This window comes from Bacillus sp. 220_BSPC, from assembly GCF_001054655.1.
Taxonomy (GTDB): Bacteria; Bacillota; Bacilli; order Bacillales; family DSM-1321; genus Peribacillus; species Peribacillus frigoritolerans.
In genome coordinates, this window is record NZ_JVPL01000048.1 from 25,798 (window position 1) to 32,125 (window position 6,328).

Sequence of the window (6,328 nt, forward strand, 5' to 3'; positions counted from 1 at the left end):
AAACTTCGTATCCTTTTAATACATATTCATTTTCCAGCCGTCATATCTTCTTTAATGGATTTCCATATAAAGATTTTTGAATGACCTATCCGCTTTACTCAAGGGGATGAATAATCCAAATGTTTTTTAATTATTCTGATAATTTAACCTCCTAAAAAACAGTGAAATTCACTGCTTTAATAATATATAGTGCTTCTTCTTTCTATTATAATGGAAACTGTACACGTCAGGAAGATTATATTTTATTATCTATGCATGCCGATAGATGTTCGGTAAGTTTCCCAACGATTTGTTTGAGTCGTTCCGTTTCCTCTTCATTCAGGACGCTATAAAAGTCACGAAAGGTTTTGGTAAAACACTTATTGATGGAATGATAGGTATTCCTTCCACTTTCGGTGGATTGGATAAAAACGACCCGCCGATCATCCTCACTGTGTACCCTCTCAATCAACTTCTTCCGTTCAAGCCGATCAATTAGTGCAGTTCCTGCTGCAGGTTTAATTTTCAAATGATTCGAAACATCTTTAACAGCTATGGATTCATTCAAGACTATTAATTGCAATGCGCGATACTGCACAGTAGTTAAATCATATTTAACCAATAACGGTTCCACCAATTCCTGTGATAGGCTGCTTAATTCCCTGATCTCTAGATGTAAATTATACAATTCACTTGAATGCATGTTTGACAATCCTTTCTTATTGACACTATCTATCTAAAACTATAACATAATTAACGTATCAAAAAATTAACCATGCGAATTAAATTGGTTATTGATTTTTAAAGAGAGAGAGAGGCTGTCCATGTCAGCAGAACAACGTAAAAAGATCATTATCCTCATGATCAATATGTTTATCGCAATAGGGAGTTTCGGCATCATCATTCCCATTTTACCAGCATACCTTGCCTCCATTAATCAAGGTGGAACCGCCGCTGGCCTAATGATTGCCATTTTCGCAGGTGCACAACTTATCTTTTCGCCAATTGCCGGAAAATGGACTGACCAATTCGGGCGCAGAAAAATGATTATTTATGGATTGGTCGGTTTGACATTATCCATGTTTATTTTTTATGCAGTCAATTCCATTTGGTTATTATATGCTTCACGTATCATTGGCGGAATCGGGGCAGCTTTGCTTATACCCGCAATTTTTGCTTATGTTGCTGATATCACCACATTTGATCAACGCGCTAAAGGCAATAGTTTAGTATCTGCCGCCATGTCCCTGGGAATTGTAGTCGGTCCAGGAATTGGAGGTTTTTTAGCTGACTTTGGCTTGAAGTTTCCTTTTTTGATTTCTGCGCTGGTATCCCTATCAGCAGTCGTATTTTCGATTTTTGTTTTAAAAGAAAGCGAAACGGCACAGGTTACTCAATCCATGGATGCAAAAACTGAAACGATGCTTCGGAAGATCGCTTTATCCGTGAAAAAGCCCTATTTCATCCCACTCATCATTACTCTTGTAATGAGCTTTGGCTTAATGGCGTATGAATCTGTAATTGGTCTTTATCTTGATAATCAATTCAATTCAACTCCAAAGGACATCGCCGTAATGGTTACAGCCACCGGTATCGTAAGTGTAATAGTTCAATTGTTTGTCGTCGACCGGATCGTACAGCGTTTCGGGGAAGTGAATGTGCTGAATATCTTTATCAGTGTTGCAGCCATCGGTTTCCTTCTATCACTTTTTGCATCAAATTACCTGATTTTCTTTTTAATTTCACTTATCATCTTCCTTTCCACTTCCATCTTACGTCCAGTTCTTAACACACTGATTTCCAAGATGGCAGGGAATGAGCAAGGCTTTGCAATGGGTATGAATAATGCGTATATGAGCATCGGAAATGTGCTCGGACCAACACTTGCCGGAATGATGTATGATGTCCACATTACCTATCCGTTCATGTTGGGCCTTATCCTCTTATTCATTACTTTAATGATTACTATGGCTTGGCAAAAGCGATCTCTTCATGCAAAGGCCTTATCTTAGAGCTTAAATGGCATTTCAAAATTTATTCATTAACGAAACCCCCGAGTAGCATCCGCTATCCGGGGGTTTTCATTAGGATTTTTTTATCCATTCTTCTTTTAATTGAAATCCTCCAAAACAGTTTAATAACGAGTAACACTTCAATCTCTTGAGAACTAGCTCCATTTTCTTGCGGAAACTGCTCATATTTTTGTGTAACACTCAAACTCACGAGTATTTGTTCTGAATTCACGAGTAAACAGCTTACAACTCATGCGTAATATTCAATTCACGAGTAAATGCATCGAATTCACGAGTATTTACTCCAAATTCACGAGTAAATGCCTCAATTTCACGAGTAAATGACAGAAATTGCGAGTAACGCTTCTAACTCTCGAATATTCACTTCCATTTCATGCGGAAATTGCTTAAAACTCATGCGTAATATTGAATTCACGAGTAAATGCCTCAAACTCACGAGTAAATGCATCAATTTCACGAGTATTTACTCCAAATTCACGAGTAACGTCCCCAACTCTTGAATATTTGCTTCATTCTCACGAATAAACAGCTCAAAATCATGCACACTCTCTCTAATTTACAAGTATTTGCTCCATTCTTTCCTTAAGTTGAAGCTTATATCTCACCAAAATAAAAAGCGACCTTATTTTTAGAATAAGGTCGCTTATCATTCAGTTTTCTCATTTCATCTTGTTATAAAGGGAAATTAATTTCATTTAATATAAATGGCTTTCTTTCCTTTACTGCTTTCAAAAGCCGCATCAATGATTTTAATGACCGCTAACCCCTCTTGGGCAGTGACTGGAGCTTTTTTCCCGTTCAATATACTATCGGCAACTGCCTGGTAATACGTTAAATAAGAACCATGCAGTGTTTCAATGGTTTCATGTATCTCATTTTCTCCTTCAACCGTAACCAGCTTACCATAGAATTCGGGATCATCTGCACCCCAAGAGTCATCCAATGGTTTTTTCCCCTCACTTAAGTCTGCCTCTTGGCAATCAAGACCGTATTTGATAAATGATCCTTTACTTCCATGCACCTGATACCGCGGTCCATTATACGGAACGATTGAGCCTGAATGCAAGATAACCCTCAGCTTTTCATATCCTAATATCACATGGAAATAATCATCCGTTTCTGCATTTTCTTTTTGGGAAAATACATCTGCCGAAACGAATTGCGGCAATCCAAACAAATGAAGTGCTTGATCGATGAGATGCGATCCTAGATCATAAAGCATGCCTGATCCCGGGCCCGGTTTTTCCCTCCATCTATCCCTGACCACAGGCCGGTATCGATCATAATGGACTTGGTATGTATTGATTTCCCCAAGCACTCCATCATCCATAAGTTTTTTCACGGTCAAAAAGTCATTATCCCATCTCCGGTTATGATAGACACTTAAAAGAAGATTCTTTTCCTCAGCAATCTTGATGAGCTCCTCCGCCTCCCAAGCCTCCACAACCATCGGCTTTTCGAGGATGACATGCTTCCCGGCTAACAAGCTTTGCTTGGCCATTTCATAATGCAAACCACTCGGTGTCGTGATAACAGCCAAATCAATGGACGGGTCTTCAAGAATTTCCTCTAAGCTGCCTACCACTTCCACATCTTTCAAATCTTTTTGGACTTTTTCCTTATTGGAGCTCACAACTTTCGCTATTTGAAACTGCTCTAAAACACTTAGTAATGGCGCGTGGAAAGTAGCTCCTGACAATCCGTACCCAACTATGCCCACTTTAATTTTTTTCATTTTCAATCCCACTCGCTTTCTTGTTCCTCTTAAACAAACATTTTATTATATTTCATTGTCCGGGTATGTATCTCTCAAAAACTTGACAGATTGATTAATCAATTCTTTCAATACATTAATATTGATATCTGCCACTTTATTGATGTATACACACGCTTTTCCGGAAGTGTGATTTCCAAATGCCTGTAATAATTCTTCTCTTTTTTTATCCCCTGGAGCAAAGTATAAACTGATTTTTGCTTTTCGAGGTGAAAAACCTACCAGGGGGGCATCGCCTTCGTGACCTGATTCATATTTATAATGATAGGTTCCGAACCCAATTATGCTCGGTCCCCACATCTTTGCCTCATAACCTGTCGTTTCGGTAAAAACATTCAACAATTCGTAGGCATCTTCACGTTTTTTCGGATTATCGACGTTTTCGATGAACTCAATGACACTACTGTCCGTCTCTTTGGTTTTTTGTTTATACATGACCGGAACCTCCCTTATATTAAAAGGCAGAAAAAATTCATAAGATATCGCTTGCTCAGTATCTTAGTACCCTGTTCAATCGTGTTTTAAAGGTTGTTATGTATGTATGCAGCCTTCATCACCGATGTATCAATGATTGACGGACGAGCTCCTTTACTATTTCTCTAAGCTTCATGGCAAATCCTTCATTATACCCTTATATATTATAGAACATTGATTCGTTTTATTCTATTTTAAGAGCAGAGTTTATTAAGTAAATCTTTCGCGCTTTAAAAATCATTACTTTACCATAATAATCTCTACGATCAGATATTATTATTCTGATCGTAGATTTTTTCATTAAAAGGCAAAATGCAGTTTTACTAGATCTATTGCCGCCTGATCTTTTCTATTTCATCTGCTATGAATTGTACCTGTGTCCCTACGATGACTTGAATGCTTTGGGGACCCACAATATTGATTCCGGCAACCCCTGCTGATTTAATTTTATTCTGATCGACAGCTCCCATATTTTCCACTTCAACCCTTAAACGGGTAACACAGTTATCTACAGATGTTACGTTAGCGTCTCCGCCTAATCCCTCATAAATAGTGGAAGCCATTCCAAAGAATTTGCTCTCATTATTCCCGCCTTGACCGCTGTTTGCTTCCGCAATCGCTCCTCCGCCATCAAGCTCATCTTCTGTATCATCTTCTCTGCCGGGAGTCATTAAATTGAACCTAGTTATCAAGAATCGGAATAAGAAATAGTAGATGACTGCAAAAGCCAGTCCTTGAAGAAGCAGCATATAAGGTTCATTTGCCATTGGCAATCTTGAGCTTAAAACAAAGTCAATGAATCCTGCACTAAAACCGAACCCTGCTGTCCATTGGAAAGTCGCAGCAATAGCCAACGATATTCCTGTTAATAAGGCATGCACAACGAATAGGGCTGGTGCAACAAACATGAAAGCAAATTCCAAAGGTTCAGTAACGCCTGTGAAAAATGAAGCGAAGCCGGCTGCGAGCATTAATGAGGCCACTTGTTTTTTCTTCCGTGATTTTGCCGTATGGTACATGGCAAGAGCTGCTGCCGGCAAACCGAACATCATCACGGGAAAGAATCCGGCTTGATACATGCCTGTGGTTCCTTTTATTCCTGTTCCAGCCCAGAATTTACCGATATCGTTAAGTCCTATTACATCGAACCAGAATACGGAGTTTAACGCATGATGTAAACCTGTTGGTATCAAAAGCCGATTAAAGAATCCATAGAGTCCTGCTCCAGCAGCACCTAATTCACTTATTCCTTCCCCGAATATAACTAACCAGGAGTAGATGAGTGGCCATACGAAGAATAATATAAGGGAAACCAGTAACATGATAACCGCAGTAAGGATCGGGACTAGGCGTTTACCGCTAAAGAAGGCGAGTGCATCAGGCAGCTCGACCTTACTGAACCGATTATACATAGCTGCCGCTATAAGGCCCGAAAGGATTCCGACAAATGCATTCTCTATTTTCACAAATGCTGGATTTACATCTTTTGCCTCAATTCCTTGCAGCATCGCCACCGAGTCCGTGGAAAGCAATGTCGTTACGACTAGATAGGCTACGAGCCCGCTCAAAGCGGCAGCTCCATCTTTTCCTTTCGACATCCCCAACGCCACTCCAACGGCAAACAAGATAGCCATATTGTCAATGATCGAAGAACCTGCTTTGATTAAGAAAGCTGCTAACGGACTTCCCGCTCCCCATCCTGTTGGATCTATCCAGTAACCGATCCCCATTAAAATGGCGGCTGCCGGCAATACGGCTACTGGCAGCATCAAGGAACGCCCAATTTTTTGAAGATATTTTTTCATTCCGCTTTCCTCCTGACAATACTGATTTAGGGGAAACCCCATATTCTATTAGACAACGGTTCCTTCCATTTTAGAACTTCATTTCATTTATAAATTTGACTATATTCAGGAATAAAGTCTTAGCGATTTACTCCTCCTTCGAAAGCCCATAAAAAAAGAAAAGTCCAACCCGGACTTTTCTTTTTTCACTTATTTATAGAGCAAGTAATTTTTGCGAACCTTTTTAAAGGCATCCTGCTTTACTTGATATTCTTTCAAGATTT

6 protein-coding genes are annotated in these 6,328 nt (G+C 39.4%); 1 reads left to right on the forward strand and 5 read right to left on the reverse strand.

Annotated features, from left to right (window positions below; genetic code table 11):
* Positions 1-235: 235 nt before the first annotated feature.
* Entirely contained in the window at positions 236-682 is a 447-nt protein-coding gene (locus ADA55_RS03120; RefSeq protein WP_048678868.1) for a MarR family winged helix-turn-helix transcriptional regulator, read from the reverse strand.
* 121 nt (positions 683-803) lie between these two features.
* Here ADA55_RS03120 and ADA55_RS03125 point away from each other — a divergent pair, with 121 nt between their 5' ends.
* Positions 804-1,991 (forward strand): MFS transporter, encoded by a 1,188-nt coding sequence (locus tag ADA55_RS03125; protein WP_034312334.1) that lies wholly within the window; start codon positions 804-806, stop codon positions 1,989-1,991.
* 331 nt (positions 1,992-2,322) lie between these two features.
* Here ADA55_RS03125 and ADA55_RS29120 read toward each other — a convergent pair whose 3' ends face one another.
* From ADA55_RS29120 to nagE, 4 genes are all read right to left on the reverse strand, one after another.
* Entirely contained in the window at positions 2,323-2,469 is a 147-nt protein-coding gene (locus ADA55_RS29120; protein WP_153246091.1) for a hypothetical protein, read from the reverse strand.
* A gap of 234 nt (positions 2,470-2,703) precedes the next feature.
* Positions 2,704-3,747, reverse strand: coding sequence for an oxidoreductase (locus ADA55_RS03130; RefSeq protein ID WP_048678893.1), 1,044 nt, complete (start codon positions 3,745-3,747; stop codon positions 2,704-2,706).
* A 45-nt stretch (positions 3,748-3,792) separates the two neighbouring features.
* Positions 3,793-4,221, reverse strand: coding sequence for a DUF1801 domain-containing protein (locus ADA55_RS03135; protein ID WP_048678871.1), 429 nt, complete (start codon positions 4,219-4,221; stop codon positions 3,793-3,795).
* Between the two features lie 368 nt (positions 4,222-4,589).
* Entirely contained in the window at positions 4,590-6,065 is a 1,476-nt protein-coding gene (gene nagE, locus ADA55_RS03140; RefSeq protein ID WP_048678874.1) for an N-acetylglucosamine-specific PTS transporter subunit IIBC, read from the reverse strand.
* Positions 6,066-6,328 lie beyond the last annotated feature (263 nt).